The 17,743-nt window shown below is 62.2% G+C and carries 20 protein-coding genes, 1 tRNA gene and 1 pseudogene; 11 read left to right on the forward strand and 11 right to left on the reverse strand.

Annotated features, from left to right (window positions below; translation table 11 throughout):
- Window position 1 precedes the first annotated feature (1 nt).
- A complete protein-coding gene (locus tag EN808_RS07025; protein WP_135915431.1) occupies window positions 2-970 on the forward strand; it encodes a glycosyltransferase family A protein in 969 nt (322 codons plus the stop codon).
- A gap of 191 nt (window positions 971-1,161) precedes the next feature.
- The gene (locus tag EN808_RS07030; protein ID WP_135915432.1) at window positions 1,162-3,303 is read left to right on the forward strand and encodes a sodium-translocating pyrophosphatase; all 2,142 of its coding nucleotides are present in this window, start codon (window positions 1,162-1,164) and stop codon (window positions 3,301-3,303) included.
- 39 nt (window positions 3,304-3,342) lie between these two features.
- Here the strand turns inward: EN808_RS07030 and EN808_RS36920 are convergent, their stop codons facing one another.
- Entirely contained in the window at window positions 3,343-3,522 is a 180-nt protein-coding gene (locus EN808_RS36920; RefSeq protein ID WP_245464284.1) for a hypothetical protein, read from the reverse strand.
- Between the two features lie 175 nt (window positions 3,523-3,697).
- Window positions 3,698-4,210 (reverse strand): outer membrane protein assembly factor BamE, encoded by a 513-nt coding sequence (locus EN808_RS07040; protein WP_127276589.1) that lies wholly within the window; start codon window positions 4,208-4,210, stop codon window positions 3,698-3,700.
- Window positions 4,211-4,324: 114 nt separating this feature from the next.
- Between EN808_RS07040 and EN808_RS07045 the strand changes: the two genes are divergently transcribed.
- The 5 genes from EN808_RS07045 to EN808_RS07065 all read left to right on the forward strand — a co-directional run bounded on the left by EN808_RS07045 (window position 4,325) and on the right by EN808_RS07065 (window position 8,009).
- Complete coding sequence (locus EN808_RS07045; protein WP_127276587.1) at window positions 4,325-4,867, forward strand: ubiquinol-cytochrome C chaperone family protein; 543 nt, start codon at window positions 4,325-4,327, stop codon at window positions 4,865-4,867.
- A 3-nt stretch (window positions 4,868-4,870) separates the two neighbouring features.
- Window positions 4,871-5,419 (forward strand): DUF177 domain-containing protein, encoded by a 549-nt coding sequence (locus tag EN808_RS07050; RefSeq protein ID WP_135915433.1) that lies wholly within the window; start codon window positions 4,871-4,873, stop codon window positions 5,417-5,419.
- A gap of 113 nt (window positions 5,420-5,532) precedes the next feature.
- Window positions 5,533-6,603, forward strand: coding sequence for a phosphate acyltransferase PlsX (plsX, locus tag EN808_RS07055; protein ID WP_127869623.1), 1,071 nt, complete (start codon window positions 5,533-5,535; stop codon window positions 6,601-6,603).
- A gap of 9 nt (window positions 6,604-6,612) precedes the next feature.
- Entirely contained in the window at window positions 6,613-7,584 is a 972-nt protein-coding gene (locus tag EN808_RS07060) for a beta-ketoacyl-ACP synthase III (protein ID WP_127869622.1), read from the forward strand.
- Window positions 7,585-7,685: 101 nt separating this feature from the next.
- Window positions 7,686-8,009: an integration host factor subunit alpha gene (locus tag EN808_RS07065; RefSeq protein WP_006201891.1), complete on the forward strand. Its 324-nt coding sequence runs from the start codon at window positions 7,686-7,688 to the stop codon at window positions 8,007-8,009.
- Window positions 8,010-8,065: 56 nt separating this feature from the next.
- On the opposite strand, the gene EN808_RS36235 is transcribed toward EN808_RS07065, so the two are convergent.
- Window positions 8,066-8,227, reverse strand: coding sequence for a hypothetical protein (locus EN808_RS36235; RefSeq protein WP_189343631.1), 162 nt, complete (start codon window positions 8,225-8,227; stop codon window positions 8,066-8,068).
- Here EN808_RS36235 and EN808_RS07070 point away from each other — a divergent pair.
- Entirely contained in the window at window positions 8,226-8,765 is a 540-nt protein-coding gene (locus EN808_RS07070) for a MerR family transcriptional regulator (RefSeq protein WP_127280880.1), read from the forward strand. The two genes, EN808_RS36235 and EN808_RS07070, sit on opposite strands and share 2 nt — an antisense overlap.
- A gap of 91 nt (window positions 8,766-8,856) precedes the next feature.
- Window positions 8,857-9,159 carry a hypothetical protein gene (locus EN808_RS07075; RefSeq protein WP_135864052.1) on the forward strand — a complete coding sequence of 101 codons (303 nt, stop codon included), beginning with the start codon at window positions 8,857-8,859 and terminating at the stop codon, window positions 9,157-9,159.
- Between the two features lie 73 nt (window positions 9,160-9,232).
- On the opposite strand, the gene EN808_RS07080 is transcribed toward EN808_RS07075, so the two are convergent.
- From EN808_RS07080 to EN808_RS07090, 3 genes and pseudogenes are all read right to left on the reverse strand, one after another.
- Complete coding sequence (locus EN808_RS07080; protein WP_135864055.1) at window positions 9,233-10,210, reverse strand: ATP-grasp fold amidoligase family protein; 978 nt, start codon at window positions 10,208-10,210, stop codon at window positions 9,233-9,235.
- A 244-nt stretch (window positions 10,211-10,454) separates the two neighbouring features.
- Window positions 10,455-10,664, reverse strand: a complete 210-nt coding sequence (locus EN808_RS07085; RefSeq protein WP_135915434.1) for a hypothetical protein — start codon at window positions 10,662-10,664, stop codon at window positions 10,455-10,457.
- A gap of 195 nt (window positions 10,665-10,859) precedes the next feature.
- Window positions 10,860-11,470, reverse strand: a pseudogene (locus tag EN808_RS07090) (hypothetical protein).
- Window positions 11,471-11,748: 278 nt separating this feature from the next.
- On the opposite strand from EN808_RS07090, the gene EN808_RS07095 reads away from it, so the two are divergent.
- Together EN808_RS07095 and EN808_RS07100 are read left to right on the forward strand one after the other, a co-directional pair.
- A complete protein-coding gene (locus tag EN808_RS07095; protein ID WP_127281021.1) occupies window positions 11,749-12,030 on the forward strand; it encodes a helix-turn-helix transcriptional regulator in 282 nt (93 codons plus the stop codon).
- 178 nt (window positions 12,031-12,208) lie between these two features.
- Window positions 12,209-12,670, forward strand: a complete 462-nt coding sequence (locus tag EN808_RS07100; RefSeq protein ID WP_127869618.1) for a YbaK/EbsC family protein — start codon at window positions 12,209-12,211, stop codon at window positions 12,668-12,670.
- A gap of 98 nt (window positions 12,671-12,768) precedes the next feature.
- Here EN808_RS07100 and EN808_RS07105 read toward each other — a convergent pair.
- The 5 genes from EN808_RS07105 to EN808_RS07125 form a co-directional block, all read right to left on the reverse strand.
- Window positions 12,769-12,845: transfer RNA gene (locus EN808_RS07105), tRNA-Pro, on the reverse strand.
- A 56-nt stretch (window positions 12,846-12,901) separates the two neighbouring features.
- Window positions 12,902-14,170, reverse strand: coding sequence for an O-antigen ligase family protein (locus tag EN808_RS07110; RefSeq protein WP_135915435.1), 1,269 nt, complete (start codon window positions 14,168-14,170; stop codon window positions 12,902-12,904).
- Window positions 14,167-15,702, reverse strand: a complete 1,536-nt coding sequence (locus EN808_RS07115; protein ID WP_135915436.1) for an undecaprenyl-phosphate glucose phosphotransferase — start codon at window positions 15,700-15,702, stop codon at window positions 14,167-14,169. The genes EN808_RS07110 and EN808_RS07115 overlap by 4 nt, the downstream gene beginning before the upstream one ends.
- An 88-nt stretch (window positions 15,703-15,790) precedes the next feature.
- Window positions 15,791-16,921, reverse strand: coding sequence for a glycosyltransferase (locus EN808_RS07120; RefSeq protein WP_135915437.1), 1,131 nt, complete (start codon window positions 16,919-16,921; stop codon window positions 15,791-15,793).
- 11 nt (window positions 16,922-16,932) lie between these two features.
- Complete coding sequence (locus EN808_RS07125) at window positions 16,933-17,496, reverse strand: polysaccharide biosynthesis/export family protein (RefSeq protein WP_127279587.1); 564 nt, start codon at window positions 17,494-17,496, stop codon at window positions 16,933-16,935.
- Window positions 17,497-17,743: the final 247 nt, after the last annotated feature.

Raw genomic sequence — 17,743 nt, forward strand, 5'->3', positions numbered from 1 at the left:
GATGGATTGGCTAGCAGGCCTCGGTCGCGGACTTTGGCGCTTCGGTCAAGCAAGGCCGGCGCGGCCAGTCGGCTTCCCGATAGCCGTCCTGTCGTTCGACAGGCCGGACTATCTGCGCCAGGTGCTCTACAGCCTTCGCCCGCAGATCGCGGAGCCGGACAGGGTGATACTGTTTCAGGACGGCGGCTGGAACCGCTGGAGCGGGCGCCAGAAGGGCAGCACCGAACTGATTGCGCGGTGCGTTGCCGCCTTTCGTCGGATTATCCCGTGGGGAGAGGTGGTCGAGGCGTCGGAAAACCTCGGCATCGCGCTGAACTACGAGCGCGCCGAGCGTCACCTGTTCGAGGATTTGCGGGCGGAAAAGGCGCTGTTTCTCGAGGATGATCTCGTTCTCTCGCCCAACTACCTCGGCGTTGTCGGGCAACTCCTCGATTTCGCCGAGCAAGACAAGCGCATCGCCTATGTCGCGGCCTACGGGGATCTCTGGGCCGGCCGGCGCAGCCAGCGGCGCCGGGCACACGACCTAATCCCGATGCACGAGAACTGGGGGGCCGCGCTAACGCGATCCGCCTGGCTGGCCGAGCGGCCTTTTCGCAAGCAGTATCTGGAACTGGTCGGCGATTGCGACTATTCCAAGCGTGATCACGAGGCGATCAAGACTTTCTATTCCAGCCGCGGCTGGAAGAATACGATCACCAGTCAAGATGCAGCCCGCTGGGTAGCCTGCGCCGAACGTGGCGCGGTTCGTGTCACCACCTTCCCCTGCCACGCCCGCTATATCGGCATGCGCGGCGAACACTCCACACCCAAGCTGTTCAAGACGTCGAAGTTCGACAAGACGGTGGTGTTCAGGGGCGCTCCGCCTGATTTGGCCGCGCCGATGGACGATGAGGTGGCACGGTGGCTGGCTGCAGAGCGTCAGCGCTTTCAGGGTGGCGGCGAGCCATTCTATGTCGGACATGGCCGGTGAGCTTAATTTAATCGGTTTGCAAGAAAGCAATACGGCGAAAGCCGGGCAAAAATCGAACAATATCTTGACGTTCGCAGCCCTGTTTCGCATACACCGATGCGAAGAGGGGGATTCCATGCACGGGATTCCGTCTTTGTCTCAACGGCCCAGGGAGGGGTTCTTTTGGGCCAACAATCGAGGAAAACCCGGCAATGACCATAATTTCCGCCGTCATCGCCTGCGGCTTGCTGTCTGTCCTTTACGCCATATGGGCGACACGTTCGGTCCTTGCGGCCGATCAGGGCAACGCGCGCATGCAGGAAATCTCCGCCGCCATTCGCGAAGGCGCGCAGGCCTATCTGGCACGCCAGTACACCACCATCGCCATCGTCGGCGTGGTCGTGCTCCTGCTCGCCTGGTGGCTGCTGTCGATCACCGCCGCCATCGGCTTCCTGATCGGTGCCGTTCTGTCGGGCGCCGCCGGCTTCATCGGCATGCATGTTTCGGTGCGTGCCAATGTGCGCACCGCGCAAGCGGCTTCCAACAGCCTTGCCGCCGGCCTCGACATCGCCTTCAAGTCGGGCGCCATCACCGGCATGCTAGTGGCTGGCCTGGCCCTGCTTGGCGTTTCGATCTACTATCTCATCCTCACCCAGTTCCTCGGCCTCCAGCCAAACGACCGCATCGTCATCGACTCGCTGGTCTCGCTCGGCTTCGGCGCCTCGCTGATCTCGATCTTCGCCCGCCTCGGCGGCGGCATTTTCACCAAGGGCGCCGATGTCGGCGGCGATCTGGTCGGCAAGGTCGAAGCCGGTATTCCCGAGGATGATCCGCGCAACCCCGCCACCATCGCCGACAATGTCGGCGACAATGTCGGCGACTGCGCCGGCATGGCCGCCGACCTGTTCGAGACCTATGCGGTGACGGTTGTCGCCACCATGGTGCTGGGGGCCATCTTCTTTGGCGGCACCGCCATCCTAGGTGCGGCGATGCTCTATCCGCTCGCCATCTGCGGCGCCTGCATCCTGACCTCGATCGTCGGCACCTTCTTCGTCAAGCTCGGTTCCAACGGCTCGATCATGGGCGCGCTCTACAAGGGGCTGATCGTGACCGGCCTGCTGTCGGTCGTTGGCCTCGGCGTCGCCACTTCGGCCACGCTCGGCTGGGGCGAGGTCGGCACGGTCGCCGGCATCGTCATCACCGGCAAGAACCTGTTCATCTGCGGCCTCATCGGCCTCGTGGTGACCGGCCTTATCGTGGTGATCACCGAATACTACACCGGCACCAACAAGCGTCCGGTCAACTCGATTGCCCAGGCATCGGTGACCGGCCATGGCACCAACGTCATCCAGGGCCTCGCGGTCTCGCTGGAATCGACGGCGCTGCCGGCGATCGTCATCGTTGGTGGCATCATCTCGACCTACCAGCTTGCCGGCCTCTACGGCACGGCGATCGCCGTCACCACCATGCTCGGCCTTGCCGGCATGATCGTGGCGCTCGACGCCTTCGGCCCGGTTACCGACAATGCCGGCGGCATCGCCGAAATGGCGGGCCTGCCCAAGGAAGTGCGTCACTCCACCGACGCGCTCGACGCGGTCGGCAACACCACCAAGGCGGTGACCAAGGGCTACGCCATCGGTTCGGCAGGCCTCGGCGCATTGGTGCTGTTCGCGGCCTATTCGAACGACCTGAAGTTCTTTGCCGCCAATGGCGACAAGTATCCCTACTTCCAGGGCATGGGCGAAATCTCCTTCGATCTCTCCAACCCTTACGTCGTCGCCGGCCTGATCTTCGGCGGCCTCATTCCCTACCTGTTCGGCGGCATCGCCATGACGGCCGTCGGCCGCGCGGCGGGCGCCATCGTCGAGGAGGTGCGCAAGCAGTTCCGCGAGGATCCGGGCATCATGGCCGGCACCTCGAAGCCGAATTATGCGCGTGCCGTCGACCTCCTGACCAAGGCGGCGATCCGCGAGATGATCATCCCGTCGCTGCTGCCCGTGCTGGCGCCGCTCGTCGTCTATTTCGGCGTGCTGCTGATCTCGGGCTCGAAGGCGTCCGCCTTCGCCGCCCTTGGCGCTTCCTTGCTCGGCGTCATCGTCAATGGCCTGTTCGTCGCCATCTCGATGACCTCGGGCGGTGGCGCCTGGGACAACGCCAAGAAATCTTTCGAGGACGGGTTCACCGACAAGGACGGCGTCAAGCACCTCAAGGGTTCCGAGGCGCACAAGGCGTCGGTGACCGGCGACACCGTCGGCGATCCCTACAAGGACACCGCCGGCCCGGCGGTCAACCCGGCGATCAAGATCACCAACATCGTGGCCTTGCTGCTGCTGGCGGTGCTCGCGCACGGCTGAGCGGGAGCCCGGAAACTTGAAATAGCTCAACGCTTGAAATCAAGAACCCGCGAGGAGCGATCCTCGCGGGTTGGACGTTGCGACCGGCCTGATTTCCTTGATCCTGACGCCGTCGATCGGCGGCGGATCGATGGCAAGCCAGTCCGATGTCACTGTCTGCCGGTCGGGTGTCCCCGTCGTCATCCAGCCATCCGGCACCGCACGGTCGTCACCGCTCATGTCCAAGCCCCAAGCCTGGCCGGTTGATATGGGTTTGCCACATCCCTGACAAGCCGGCTCCTCATTGGCCAAACAAAAACCCGTGAGATCGCTCCCACGGGTTTTCGGTCGCCTGAGACATTTCCGTTCCCCAAGGTCAGGGAAGCAGGATTCTAGGGAAGCAGGAATCTAAAGATCAGGGGGTGCCGCCGGGCATGCTGGGGGCCAGCTTGCTGGCGCCGTTGATGATCTGGCTGAGGAAGTTCTGGTCCTTGCCGCCGGTCGGCGTGGTGCGCGAGATGAAGTCGAAGATCTTGCCGTCCTTCAAGCCGTAATTGGCGATCTGGGTGACGCGGCCGTCCGCACCGAAATAGACCGCGAGCACTTTCTGGTCGACGAGCCTGGGCTTGTCGAAGGCGACATAGCGTTTGCGGGTTTGCGAAATGTAATAAAACGCCTCGTTGTCGAACGTCGCCGTCGTCGATGGCGTGCCAAGCGCCAGAAGCACCTGTTCGCGGCTGGAACCGACGGGCACCGAATCGACGGCCTGCTGGTCGTAGACATACCCTTGCGTGAACGTTTCGCTCGGACTGAGGTCACCGATCATCTTGTTGGTGTGGCATGCCGAGAGCGCCGATATGACAACCAGCAGCGAGATCGCGCCGGCGGGCCTGGACGAGAAGGTCGACTTGAAATTCAGCGCGCGCAACAACAATTCTCCATTATATCGCCGCAACTTGCGCTGGGCCGCAAAACCGGTAAACCAGCTTGCTTGCCGATGCAACAAGGCCAATTCAACAAACGGTCCCCGGAGACCATCCCCATGTTCCAGCGCCTTTTTGGCCGCGAACGCCACGCCAACCGCGCCATCACTGACGCGCTTTACGCACAAATCGTGGCGGCGGCGCGGCAGACTGTTTTTTATTCCCATTGGAATGTGCCGGACACGCCGCTCGGCCGTTTCGAGATGCTTTCGCTGCACATGTTCCTGGTCCAGCACCGCTTGCGCGGCGAGGATGGCGTGGCCCAGGAGATCGCGCAGGTGCTGATCGACGAGTTCTTCCTCGATGTCGATCATTCGCTGCGGGAACTGGGCATTGGCGACGTCGGTGTGCCAAAACGCATGAAGAAACTGGCGAAGATGTTCTATGGCCGCACCGCCGCCTATGATGATGCGCTGGAACGAGGCGATCATGATGGTCTGACCGCGGCACTTGCCCGTAATGTCCGTCCCGACGCCGACGCCTGGTCGGAAGCATCGCGTTTGGCAGGGTATGTCGCCGACGCCAGCCGGCAACTGAATGCGCAGCCGACCGAATCGATCGTTGCCGGCACTGTGGCATTTCCAGGAGCCAACGGAGGCTGATCGATGAAACACGCCGATATGCAAAGTCCGGTATCCTTTTTCGCCAATGTCGCCCGGCTGCCACAGAAGGGGCTGCCCGTGGTGATCGAGGCCGACCCCGCGCAACGCGCCGCACTCGCCGAGGCGCACGGGCTGCTGTCGGTCGAAGCCTATCGCGCCGAACTGCTCGTTGCGTCGTGGAAGCGCAATGGCGTCAAGGTCAGCGGCCGTGTCGAGGCAGACATCACCCAGGCCTGCATCGTCACGCTCGACCCCGTCCAGGCACATATCGATGAGCCGGTCGAGGCGCTGCTCTTGCCCGAGGACTCCAAGCTCGGACGGCAGGGATTCGATGGTGGCGGCGAGATTCTGCTCGACGCGGATGGGCCCGATAGCCCCGAGACATTTTCGGGCGACACCATCGATGTCGGGGCGCTTGCCGAACAGTTCTTCGGATTGGCGATCGACCCCTATCCGCGCAAGCCCGGCGCGTCGCTTGATGCCGGTGACGACACCGGACCGGCGGAGAATGAATTTCAGCAAAAACTGCGATCCTTGCTGGGAAAATCCTGAAAACCTCGCCCGCGACGGAAAAGTCGGTTGTGCGACAGCCTAAAACCGCTATTTTCGCCGAGCCTTTGCGATCACTAAAACGACTTGCCGCCTAACCGTGAGATGAATACCGCGTGATCAGGATTTCCATCGATGCCATGGGCGGCGATCACGGACCAACCGTGGTCATTCCAGCGCTCATGACGGTCGCGACCCGCCGTCCCGACATCCGCTTCGTCATCTACGGACGTGAGGAACTGGTGCGCCCCGAACTCGCCAAGTTCCCCAAATTGGCCGAGGTCAGCGAGTTCTTCCACTGCGAGATCGCGGTCAGGATGGACGACAAACCGAGCCAGGCGCTGCGCCACGGCCGCTGGAAATCGTCGATGTGGAAGGCGGTCGAGGCGGTCAAATCGGGCGCCGCGGATGCATGCATTTCCGCCGGCAACACCGGCGCGCTGATGGCGATGTCGAAATTCTGCCTGCGCACCATGGCCACCATCGAACGCCCGGCGATTGCGGCATTGTGGCCGACATTGCGTGGCGAAAGCGTGGTTCTGGATGTGGGCGCCACCATTGGCGCCGATGCGCACCAACTCATCGATTTTGCCATTCTCGGCACCGGCATGGCGCGTTCCGTATTCGGCATCGCCCGGCCCACGGTCGGCCTGCTCAATGTCGGCGTGGAAGAGATCAAGGGCCAGGAAGAGGTCAAGGAAGCGGGACGCATGTTGCGCGAAGCCAACATGGCCTCGATGAACTACCATGGCTTCGTCGAAGGCGACGACATCGGCAAGGGGACGGTCGACGTCGTGGTGACGGAAGGCTTCGCCGGCAACATCGCGCTGAAGACGGCTGAAGGCACCGCCCGCCAGATAGGCGGCTATCTGCGGGCCGCGATGAGCCGCACGCTGATGGCCAAGATCGGCTATGTCTTCGCCAAGGGCGCCTTCGACCGCCTGCGCGAAAAGATGGATGTCGGCCGCTCCAATGGCGGCGTGTTCCTGGGGCTGAACGGCATCGTCGTCAAAAGCCATGGCGGCGCCGATTCGGATGGTTTCGCCGCGGCGATCGAACTCGGCTACGACATGGTGCGCAACAATCTGCTCGACCGCATCGAGGCCGACCTCGATCTGTTCCATGCGCGCAACCCGCATGCCCTGACATCTAGGAAATCCGACGTCGTTACCGACGCAAAGGAATAGGAAAGAATTTTGATCAGATCAGTTGTGCGCGGCACGGGCTCCGCGCTGCCCCGCCGCATCATGAAGAATGCCGATTTTGAAGGCATGGTCGAGACCTCCGACGAGTGGATCGCCCAGCGCACCGGCATCCGCCAGCGCCATATCGCGGCTGACGACGAGACGACGGCTTCCCTGGGCGAGGCCGCGGCGCGCGCCGCCCTTGCCGATGCCGGATTGACCCCGGACGACGTCGATCTGATCGTGCTGGCGACTTCGACGCCAAACAACACCTTCCCCGCCACTGCCGTCGAAATCCAGAACCGGCTCGGTATGCACCACGGTTTTGCCTTCGACATGCAGGCGGTGTGCTCCGGCTTCGTCTATGCGGTGGCGACAGCCGACCTCTATATCCGCGGCGGCCTGGCAAAGCGCGTGCTGGTCATCGGCTCGGAAACCTTTTCGCGCATTCTCGACTGGAGTGATCGCTCGACCTGCGTGCTGTTTGGCGACGGCGCCGGTGCGCTGGTTCTGGAAGCGGGCGAGGGGGCCGGCACGATCGCCGACCGGGGCGTCCTGGCGGCCAGCCTGCGTTCCGACGGCGCGCACAAGGAGAAGCTTTTCGTCGACGGCGGGCCGTCGACGACGGGAACGGTCGGTCATTTGCGCATGGAAGGCCGCGAGGTCTTCAAGCACGCGGTCGGCATGATCACCGATGTCATCGAGGCGACCTTCTCGGCCGCTGGGATTACCGCCGAAGACCTTGATTGGTTCGTGCCTCACCAGGCCAATAAACGGATTATTGACGCTTCAGCCAAAAAGCTCGGGATAGCAGAGCAAAAGGTGGTGGTGACCGTCGATTTGCACGGTAACACCTCGGCTGCCTCCGTACCGCTGGCGCTGTCGGTGGCCGTCGCCGACGGCCGCATCAAGAAGGGTGACCTGGTGCTCCTGGAGGCGATGGGCGGCGGCTTCACCTGGGGCGCCGTTCTGGTTCGCTGGTAAGTGGAGAACGGTCCGGTTTCGGTCCTTGACCTTGCCGGATCAATTACTTAGGCTCTGCCGCTGTTGTGCCGATTTTACGTTTGAACTGATGGGACGGTCGCATGGGGGGAAAAACACTTACTCGCGCCGACCTGGCCGAGGCCGTCTACAGAAAGGTCGGCCTGTCGCGCACTGAGTCCGCCGAACTCGTCGAGGCCGTGCTGGACGAAATCTGTGAAGCGATCGTGCGCGGCGAGACAGTGAAGCTGTCGTCCTTCGCGACATTTCATGTCCGCTCCAAGAATGAGCGCATCGGACGCAATCCCAAGACCGGCGAGGAAGTTCCGATCCTGCCGCGTCGGGTGATGACCTTCAAATCGTCCAACGTGTTGAAGAGCCGCATCTTGCGTTCTCACCAGAACAGCAAGGCCAAGGGCGGCAAATAGCCTTCATTGCACGGTTGAAAACCGGCGCCGCGATGACGGCGGGCTTGAATATTGCTTCACAAACCGCTGAAATAAGGCCCGATTCGGCGGGTATGGCCGGATTGGTGTTCTGGCGTATGATCTGTTCCGCGCTGGCGGAACAAGCTCTTCTCCTCGTTGGGCGCGATCTCGTCTGAAGACCGTTCCGGGCCACGCTCCAGCGTGAGGATTTCGCCCATGGACAAGAGCCCCGACGCCTTCCGCACTATCAGCGAGGTCGCGGAAGATCTCGACCTGCCGCAGCATGTGCTGCGTTTCTGGGAGACGCGCTTCAACCAGATCAAGCCGATGAAGCGCGGCGGCGGCCGCCGCTACTACCGGCCGCAGGATGTCGAACTGATCAAGGGCATCCGCCACATGCTCTATGACCAGGGCTACACCATCAAGGGCGTGCAGAAGCTGCTACGCGAAAACGGCAATCATTTCCTGGTCGCCATCGGCAATGGCGACATGGCCGCGGTCGAGGCGATCTCGCAACGCAAGCAGGCCGACCAGGTGCCCCTGACGCCGGCCGCACAGCCGCGCGGCGGAGATGACGAACTGGTTGGCCAGCCAAGGGTCAAGCCCAGCCGCCGCTTTTTCGGCCTGGGCAAGAGCGACGAGGAAGGTCCGGTCGCGCCGGACGCGTCGAAACTCTCGCGTGACAATCGCGCGCTGCTGCAGGAGGCGCTGTTCGACCTCCTGGAATGCAAGCGTCTGCTTGACCAGGTGCGCTGACCGCCAGCACCGGGTGCTTTGACGCCTCGAAACCGGAACCGGCGGTCGGGTGAGGCGTTACGTTTCCTTCTGCAAGACAAGGAAACGCATGATGGCTTCATTTTCGACCCTTTCGGACATCGACCTCGAAAAGCAGGTCGCGGCTCTCTCGAGGGAACTCGCGGCGTTGCGCAAGGCAGTGTCAAAGCGGGGTGGCGTTTATTATGAAGACAGCCGTGATGCTGCTCTTGATACATATTCGGATCTTGCGGAGCGCCTGCGAGATGCCATGCCGGCAATCCGCAGACAGGGCAGGGTGATCGAGAAATCGGCACGCGACCATCCGGCGGCCGCCGCTGCGGTCGGCCTTGTCGTGCTCGGTCTCGTCGCCAGCCTGCTGTTTAGCCGGCGCTGACTGCCACCCCAGGACAAGGAATCCTGAGAAATGGCGGCTCGCCTTTCCAGGCCGGCCGCCATTCTCATTCATATCAGCGATTTGTAGTGCCGCTCCGGCATCTGGCACGAAGCGCGTCGGCATAGAGGCGTACGGCCCGTTTGTGCTTCCGACGCAAGAATGCGGATTGATCGAGCCGCCACAGCCGTTCGATTTCCCCGGCGATCGCCGGGTTTGTCCATGTGCCATATCCGGCGGCCGAGTAGACGGTGACCTCGCCGGCATAGAGACGATCGTCGGTGACCAGAAAATCGATACGGATATAATCGAGGTCGCCGGCTATGCCGGGCGCGATCGAGATCGCCTGGCGGACATAGGCGACGAGCCGCGCATTGACAGGCAAGGCCTGGTCCTCCCCGGGATAGTCTGGATCGCGGCCGGGCAACGGATTGGCGTCGCGGTCGAACAGCAGCGAGCGCTTGGCGTGCTTATCCTCCACCCAGACATGGGATATCACCCCGCTACAGAGATGGACCTTGATGTCGGTGGCGATCGTCCCGCCGCTGAGTGCCAGCGGCTCCTCCACGAAAACGGCCGGTACGACAGGCCAATAGGCCCATTCGCCATTGCGCCGGCCGTAGCGTTTTTTGAGCCAGCGGCTGGCCTTGCGCACGATGGCGGCGCGATCGGGTTCGCCGTTGGAGACAAAAATGTTCATGGCGCAGCCATGGTTTGCCTTGACCACGACGTCTCCGGTCAGCAGGTCAGGTGGAAGGTCGGCAGGGTCGCGCCCGGACCAGAGCGTCTTTGGCACGGCGACATCGCGGCAGGTTTCCCGGATATGAGCCTTGGCCGCGAGCTTGTCGGTCAGCGTCACGAATAGCGGGTTGCGATCGAGGATCTTTCGCCAGAGCAAAAGCTCGTTATAGCGCACGGGCGCGGCCGGATTGGGCAGATAGCCCAGTTTCATGACAAATCGTACGACAAGGACAGGATGGCGCAGCGTCAGCCACAATCGCGCGACCGACAGGACAATGCGGTCTGTCCGGGAAAGATCGGCCTTGGCCGTCATCGGGGATACCCTGGCCTTGTTGGCGAAGCCTGATCCGGCGCAGCGTGCCGGTTGGAAGTACCCCTTGCCGTATCGCGGTTTGGCGTCGCATCAAAGGCACTTGCTTGTTGTCGCTACAGCTGGACCGTCGCCGCCATCCGGCAGTCGGATTAGCCCGGGTCGTCCGGGCCAGGCATTGCATGACCGGAGAAGACCGGCCTCGAACAGGAAGCCAAGACCGGTCTTCTCTGGCAGTCTGGTATGCTTAGTAGGTCTTCTTTGTCATCTTCTTCATGTGGTGATGATGGTGGTGGTGGTGATGGTGGTGATAGCGATGGTGGTGGCGATGATGGTGATGGTGATGGTGATGATGCTTTGCCATCGGGGCCGCGTCCGCTCTCGTCGCGCCGACCACCGGCACCGCGAAAGCGATTGCAGCTGCAAGCCCGAGGGCCGAGAGGAGGGACTTCTTCATTGGATCGTTTCCTTCTTTCGCAGGCAGGTATCAATCGGGCCGATATCCCGACCGCCGCGAATGGAATTACGCTCCTGAATTTTTTCGTCAGTATTTCCCGACTGTAGAATTTTGTTTCTGGACTGTTGCCGGGCAAGCCGGAGGGCCTGCACCGTTGCGAGGGCGCAGGCCGAAAGCCGTGTCGTCCGTTTTGGCCTACATAGGCGGGACCACACCTTTGTTTCCCACCACGACGCGGCTGGCACTCAGCGTGCCGTCAGCCTCGCGCTGAGCGGTAACGAAAACCGTCGCGCTTGGCTTGAGATCGGCCGCCGCGGCCGGCGCGAACGTGACGACGGGCGTACCGTCGGGTATCGAGATCTTCTTCGTCTGACCATTGTCATAGGTCAACGTCACCGCCCGCCCGTTTATGTCGGTGACGTCGGCGACGGTGCCGTTGGTCATGCGGCTGTTCGGCTCAAGGTCCCAGGGGCGGTCCCCCTCGCCAGTGCCTTTCAAGGCAGCCGGAAAGACCACCACTTCCAGCGCGCCGCTGCCGCCGTCGGCCTTGGAGACAGAGGCGATGCCGAGGAAATCGCCCTGCTTGATGTCGTTTACAGACGCTTTGGCAACGCCAGCTTCCAGCCGTCTTTCAGCTTGATCGCGGAAGTATCGCCTTGACGGGTTTTCACGGTCAGCAGCGACGGCTCGAAACTGACCACCGTGCCGCGCACGCGCAATGCGTCCGCCGCCTGCGCGCTGGCCACACCGACGCCGGAAAGCATGGAAATCGTGCCGAGCACGAAGAGGGATGTCTTGAGGTTCATTAGGGGTATCCTTTTGGGAAAGGCTGGCTGGAACGGGATGGTTTCACGCCGGCGACATCGAGATAACGACCGGATGGAGCGAAACTGCCGGGCAAAAGCCGCTCACGCGTTCAAAACAACTTGATCGGGACAGGACGAGGCAGCCGCATGGACATCCGCTTCACGATCCCGTGACGGTCGGTTTGGCGCTTGGCAAATCGCCGGCGAGAGGGCATCTTCCTGCTCGTCTCAGGCAACATCCCATTTTGATCAAACGCTTTCAGCCAACGGAGTTGCCAATGCCCAACAATGCAAAAAGCCACGCCCTCTCCGAACCATTAGCCAACGAGATCGGGCCCGATTACAATACCCTCAGGGCAATGCGGGAAACGCGCGGATACAGCCTCGAAGCGCTTTCCCTGACCTGCGGCCTCTCAGTCGACGAGATCGAGGACATCGAGAGCGGCCGAACGGCCGACCCGGCGAAGCTGCGTCGTATTGCGTCCGCGCTTCGTCTGCCCCAGGACGCTCCCATTGCTTCCGCACCGACACTGGCCGCACAAGGCCGGCCCCAGGCATAGGTCGGCGGCAGGCATGCCCAAGAAACCCGCCAAGCCCGCTTGGCGGGTTTCTTGTTGATGCCGGCATTCTCCGGCAGGCCGGGCTTGCCGATCTGCAAATCGCACGTGTTTATAGGTGCGACATCCAAATCCGCGCCGATCGCATCTGCCATGCAGCGGGAACCGTGAGTTTTTCGATATGAGCCTGGATTCCGTTGGTGCCTTCTTTGCTGCTCACGCGCCTGACATCGAGGTCATTGTCACGCAAGCAAGTTCGGCCACGGTGACGCTGGCGGCGGAGGCGCATGGCGTGTTGCCGGCGCAGATCGCCAAGACCATCTGCCTTCGCGTCGGCGAGCGCACCATGCTGGTCGTGACCAGCGGCATCGCCAGGCTGGACAACCGCAAGTTCAAGGACCAGTTCGGCGGCAAACCGCGCATGCTGGACGCGCAAGAGGTTGTCGCTGCCACGAGCCATCCGGTGGGCGGTGTCTGTCCGTTCGGCCTGCCGTCACCGCTGCCGGTCTATTGCGACGTCTCGCTGCGTGAATTCGTCGAGGTGGTACCCGCCGCCGGCGCCACCAACGCTGCGGTGCGCGTTGCACCGCAGCGCATGGTTGAGCTTACTGGCGCGCAATGGGTGGATGTGTGCCAAGGTTAGCGCCGGATCCAATCAGGAGCTGAGCTGGGCAAAACGGGCAATTCGAGAATTAGGTGATGCGGCAGGGCGGACTTTTGGGGGCAAGTCCTGCTTCGTAATGGTCGGAGTGGCCGGATTCGAACCGACGACCCCTTGACCCCCAGTCAAGTGCGCTACCGGGCTGCGCTACACTCCGGACCGGTCGCGATGTATCGTGATAACCCGGCTCGGGTCAACCGATTTCCGCGATAATTATCTTGCCGCGATCGCTGGTTTGAATGAGGCCGGCAAGACCGGCCTCAACAGCCGCTGGTGGCGGTATTCCAGGGCGATGGCGCCCCAGATCAAGCCGAGCAGCAGGTACATGTGGCGCCAGTGGTCGATGTCGATGAAGGTGCCGAGCCCGATATTGCCGATAAAGGCGACGTAGGCGCACAGCAGGTAGGGCTGCCACGGCCGGTCGCGCAGCAGGATGCGGAATCCGGCCGATATCGTCCAGACGACCAGCGTCAGGAACGAGACGAAGCCGAGCCAGCCATAATCCATCAGCATTTTCAGCCAGATGTCGTGTGTGTCCTCGCCGTAGATCGTGCCGAAGACCAGCGGCCCGATGCCGAACGGGTGCTCCATGGCCATCTGGAAACCGATCGAGTAGCGCGCGAAGCGGCCGAGGCGGGCGGTGTCGTAGCTCTGTTCGAGGTGGGCGCGGCTGGAAAACATCTCCGCCACCCCAGGCAATTGCAATATGACGATGATGGCGACGGCAAGCAGCGACAGGGCGGCGATGGTCATGATCACCACGCGCAGCCGGAACATGCCGCTGGCGCTCTGCAGGAACAGGCAGCCGGTGAGCAGGATGGCCGAGACCGCGAACATGCCCCAGGCGCCGCGCGAGAACGAGAAGAAAATACCGGCGCTGATGATCAGCAGCGGCACGGCCAGCAGCGGCATGCGCGTGACCGGTCCGGTCAACAGCAGATAGAGCAGGTAGATGCCGGGCAGCACCAGGAACGGCCCGAACACGTTCGGGTCCTGGAAGGCACCGGCGGCGCGGTCGTATTTGGTGAACATTTCCGCGCCGGGGAAGGCGTGGAAATAGCCTGCTATGCCAAGCAGCGACGTGGCCACGGCCGAGACGACATAGGCATTGAAGATCAGCCGGTAGAGGTTCGGCTGCGTTGCGGTGACCGATGCGAAGAACACCGCGCTGAAGGCGAGAAACAGCGACACGGCGAGATAGAGCGGCGTATAGGCGAGGTCCGCCATCTGCGTCATGGAGATCATGCCGCCGATGTTCATGGTCACCAGCAGCACCAGCAGCGGCATGGCCGCGCGCGAAATCCGCAGGCCGAACAGGGCCCAGATGGCGATAAGCGCGGCCATGTAAATTTCGTAAGGCGCCGGCTCGCTGATGACGAAGCCCGACAGAAGAATGCCGAGCACGACCGCGCTCGAGGAAATCAGCGTGATCAGCTTGGCGTTGATCGCCGCGCGCGGCAGATCATGGCTGATCGCGCTCAATAGGCGTTTTCCGTATTGAGCAGCCGGATCGGCGTCAGGAACAGAATCCGCAGATCGAACAGCAGCGACCAGTTCTCGATGTAATAGAGGTCATACTCCGTCCGCATGCGGATCTTTTCATTGGTGTCCATCTCGCCGCGCCAGCCATTGATCTGCGCCCAGCCGGTGACCCCTGGCTTGACCTTGTGGCGCGCGAAATAGCCATCGACCACTTCGTTGTAGAGCAAATTGTGCGACTGCGCTGCTATGGCGTGCGGACGCGGACCGATGAGCGAGAGCGAGCCGAGCAGCGAGTTGAAGAATTGCGGCAGCTCGTCGATCGACGTCTTGCGGATGAAGCGGCCGACACGGGTGACGCGCGGATCGTTCTTGGTCACCGTCTGCTTGGCGGTCGGGTCCGACCTGTCGGTGTACATAGAGCGGAATTTGTAGACTTCGATCACCTCGTTGTTGAAGCCGTGCCGCTTCTGCTTGAACAGCACCGGTCCCTTGCTGTCGAGCTTGATGGCGATGGCGGTGGCCAGCATAAAGGGCGAGAACGCGATGATGCCGATGAGGCTGAAGATGATGTCGAAGGCGCGCTTGGCGACCGAATCCCAATCGTTGATCGGCTTATCGAAGATATCGAGCATCGGCACCGAGCCGATGTAGGAATAAGCGCGCGGACGGAACTGCAGCGCATTGGAATGCGCCGACAGCCGGATGTCGACCGGCAGCACCCACAGTTTCTTCAGCAATTGCAGCACGCGCGATTCGGCGGTCAGCGGCAACGACACGATCAGCATGTCGATGCGGGCGATGCGGGCGAATTCGATCAGTTCCGAAATGGTGCCGAGCTTGGGATAGCCGGCGACGAGGGCTGGCGAACGCTTGTCGTTGCGGTCATCGAAGATGCCGCAGATGCGGATGTCATTGTAAGGCTGCTTTTCCACCGAGCGGATGAGCACTTCCGCCGACTTGCCGCCACCGACGATGACAGCGCGCCGTTCCATGCTGCCATCGCGCGCCCAGCGCCGGATCAGCTTCGACATCACCAGCCTGAGGCCGAAGAGGCAGACAAAGGCAACGACGAACCAGGTGCCGAACAGCAGGCGCGAATAGTCTTGCGACATCTTCATGACGAATGCCGTCAACGCCATCAGGGCGAAGGTCCCGGCCCAGACCAGCAGGATGCGCCCGAAATTGGCGATCGGCCGCATCAGGGATACGACCTGGTAGCAATCCGTGACATCGAGCAGCACCACGGCGAGGAACGACGCGGCGGCGATCGTCAGCGGATATTGCCAGGCCAGGTAATTGAAGAATCCGACATAGTAGAAATAGACGCAAAGCCCCGAGACCAGGAGCACCGCGAATTCGACCATGCGCAGCACGCCGCTGACCATGATCGGCGACATTGTATCGCGCCGGTATTGCGACGCGACCTGTCGGGCAACGTCGTTCATGCCGCCGGGCTTGTCGCCTTCGGCAGGGCCGTCGAATTTACGGACCGCTTCTGATGAAAAGCGGTGCGCGGGGTCGATCTCGTTCATGGAACAGTCCGCAAGCTTCCCCAGGGTGATTAGCAAAAGAGAGCTAAGAAACCCTTGAAACAACCCATGGATTTGGAAGAGCTTGGGACTAGTTTGCCAGCGCGGCGAAATACGCCTTCTCGATTTCGGCGGCCATGACGTCGGCGCCGAAGCGCGCCCTGAGCGTGGATTCATCGGGCATCAATTTGCGATAGGCGGCGAGGTCGCCCAGTGCCTGGCTCATCTTATCGGCGAGTTCGGCCGGATCCGGCCGGATCAGGGCGGGGGAGCCTGAACCGAAAATCTCCGGTATGCCGCCGACCGAGGTCGCAATCATTGGTCTTGCCGCGGCAAGTGCTTCCAGCACGGTATAGGGCATGGCCTCGGCACGCGAGGGAACGACGACGAGCGCCGCCAGGACAAAGGCCTCCCGGGCCGGCATAGGCGGCAGGAAGCGGACATTGCCTTCAAGCCCCAGGCGCTTCACCTGCTCGTGGTAGCGGGGCAGGTCGTCGCCATCGCCGACCATCACGGCACTCGGTGCTCGGCCAAGCCGGGAAGCGACGGCGGCCAGCGCATCGATGAAGATATCTGGGCCCTTGAGGTCCCGCATCATGCCGATATAGAGCAAATCAGCCGCATCGGACCCGGCGGTCACCGTCTCGAATTCGGTGGCGCGAAGTCCATTGTAGACCAGCGTGTTCGGGATCGGCGGCTCGCCTACCTTCCTGCGATAGGTCCGCCGCTCGTAGTCGGAGACGAACAGCAGGCTGTCGGTGAAGCGCGCCATGAGATACTCGAGCGCGAAGAACAGCTTTCCGGTGGCTGTGTTCTCGTCATAGTGGAGAGAGCCGCCATGCGGCGAATAGAGGCGGGCTACGCGAGACCTTGATACCCGCAACAATGAGCCGAACAGACGGGCATAGACGCCACCCTTGGCGCCGTGCCCGTGCAGCACGTCCGGCCGCAATTCCTTGATGATCCTGTAGGTGCGCCGCGCCGAGGTCACGTCGCCCGGGCCGACATGGCGCTGCATTGGCGTGCGATGGATGCCGAGCGCCAGCGTGCCCTTCATCTGCTCGAACAGGCGCTCCTCGAGTTCGCCGCCGGTGGTGGAGTCGCAAACGATGCCGACCATGTGGCCGGCGGCGACCTGCGCTTCCGTCAGGTCGCGCACGTGCCGGAAAATTCCTCCGACGGGTGAGCGAAAGCAGTGGACGATCCTGAGCTTGCCCGCCACGAGGTGTCTGTTCAGAACAGGCGTTCGCGGACGTAGACGGTATCTCCCGGCAGCAGCGGATCGGAAGTGACCACGCGGCCGGTTATCACCTTGCCGTTGATGTCGCGGGTGATGTCGACGCTCTCCTGGTTGGCGCGTGGCGTGAAGCCGCCGGCGATGGCGATGGCCTTCTGCACAGTCAGGCCGGGCACATAGGAATACTGGCCGGCGGCGCCCACTTCGCCCATGACGAAGATCGGACGGTAACGATCGATCTCGACCGAGACATCGGGGTCGCGCAGATAGCCCTGCCGCAGTTTGTCGGCGATCTCCTTTTCCATCTGCTGCGCGGTGTGGCCACGTGCCGGAATGGCGCCGACGAGTGGGAAGGAGATGTAGCCGGACTGGTCGACGCTATAGCTATTGGTCAGGCCCTCCTGCTCGAACACGGTGACGCGAACACGGTCGCCGGCGCCGAGACGATACGGCTGGTCGAGGACCTCGTGAAAGGCGGCCGGCGTCGGCCGATAGCTGGAGCAGCCCGCGAGCATCGACACGGCAAGCAGTGCGCGAAAGAGGGAAGCAGTGCTTTTCATGACCGGACAGGTACCTTCGACTGGCCGCTGCGGCGTCGCAGCAAACATCTGGGATCGGGTCCGTTATCATCCTGTTAGGGTTAATGGCCGGTAAAGGAGTGCGCCGATAGCCGTTCTTACGGGCAGGTTTTGCGATTTTATCGATTTTTTCGATCGCCCGCCAGTAAACCCTAATGGAAGCTTACCGTGATCTTAACGGCTGAGTTACCATAGTTGTTTACGGTGCGTCCCGACCCAGTTTCGGAGT

It is taken from the genome of Mesorhizobium sp. M8A.F.Ca.ET.165.01.1.1 (genome assembly GCF_004792065.1).
Taxonomy (GTDB): domain Bacteria; phylum Pseudomonadota; class Alphaproteobacteria; order Rhizobiales; family Rhizobiaceae; genus Mesorhizobium.

Excerpts from the sequence above, each read along its gene's own strand:
- EN808_RS07025 (WP_135915431.1), top strand. The coding sequence starts at position 2 with ATGGATTGGCTAGCAGGCCTCGGTCGCGGACTTTGGCGCTTCGGTCAA.
- EN808_RS07030 (WP_135915432.1), top strand. The coding sequence starts at position 1,162 with ATGACCATAATTTCCGCCGTCATCGCCTGCGGCTTGCTGTCTGTCCTT.
- EN808_RS36920 (WP_245464284.1), bottom strand. The coding sequence starts at position 3,522 with ATGAGCGGTGACGACCGTGCGGTGCCGGATGGCTGGATGACGACGGGG.
- EN808_RS07045 (WP_127276587.1), top strand. The coding sequence starts at position 4,325 with ATGTTCCAGCGCCTTTTTGGCCGCGAACGCCACGCCAACCGCGCCATC.
- EN808_RS07050 (WP_135915433.1), top strand. The coding sequence starts at position 4,871 with ATGAAACACGCCGATATGCAAAGTCCGGTATCCTTTTTCGCCAATGTC.
- EN808_RS07065 (WP_006201891.1), top strand. The coding sequence starts at position 7,686 with ATGGGGGGAAAAACACTTACTCGCGCCGACCTGGCCGAGGCCGTCTAC.
- EN808_RS07070 (WP_127280880.1), top strand. The coding sequence starts at position 8,226 with ATGGACAAGAGCCCCGACGCCTTCCGCACTATCAGCGAGGTCGCGGAA.
- EN808_RS36235 (WP_189343631.1), bottom strand. The coding sequence starts at position 8,227 with ATGGGCGAAATCCTCACGCTGGAGCGTGGCCCGGAACGGTCTTCAGAC.
- EN808_RS07075 (WP_135864052.1), top strand. The coding sequence starts at position 8,857 with ATGGCTTCATTTTCGACCCTTTCGGACATCGACCTCGAAAAGCAGGTC.
- EN808_RS07080 (WP_135864055.1), bottom strand. The coding sequence starts at position 10,210 with ATGACGGCCAAGGCCGATCTTTCCCGGACAGACCGCATTGTCCTGTCG.
- EN808_RS07085 (WP_135915434.1), bottom strand. The coding sequence starts at position 10,664 with ATGAAGAAGTCCCTCCTCTCGGCCCTCGGGCTTGCAGCTGCAATCGCT.
- EN808_RS07095 (WP_127281021.1), top strand. The coding sequence starts at position 11,749 with ATGCCCAACAATGCAAAAAGCCACGCCCTCTCCGAACCATTAGCCAAC.
- EN808_RS07100 (WP_127869618.1), top strand. The coding sequence starts at position 12,209 with ATGAGCCTGGATTCCGTTGGTGCCTTCTTTGCTGCTCACGCGCCTGAC.
- EN808_RS07115 (WP_135915436.1), bottom strand. The coding sequence starts at position 15,702 with ATGAACGAGATCGACCCCGCGCACCGCTTTTCATCAGAAGCGGTCCGT.
- EN808_RS07125 (WP_127279587.1), bottom strand. The coding sequence starts at position 17,496 with ATGAAAAGCACTGCTTCCCTCTTTCGCGCACTGCTTGCCGTGTCGATG.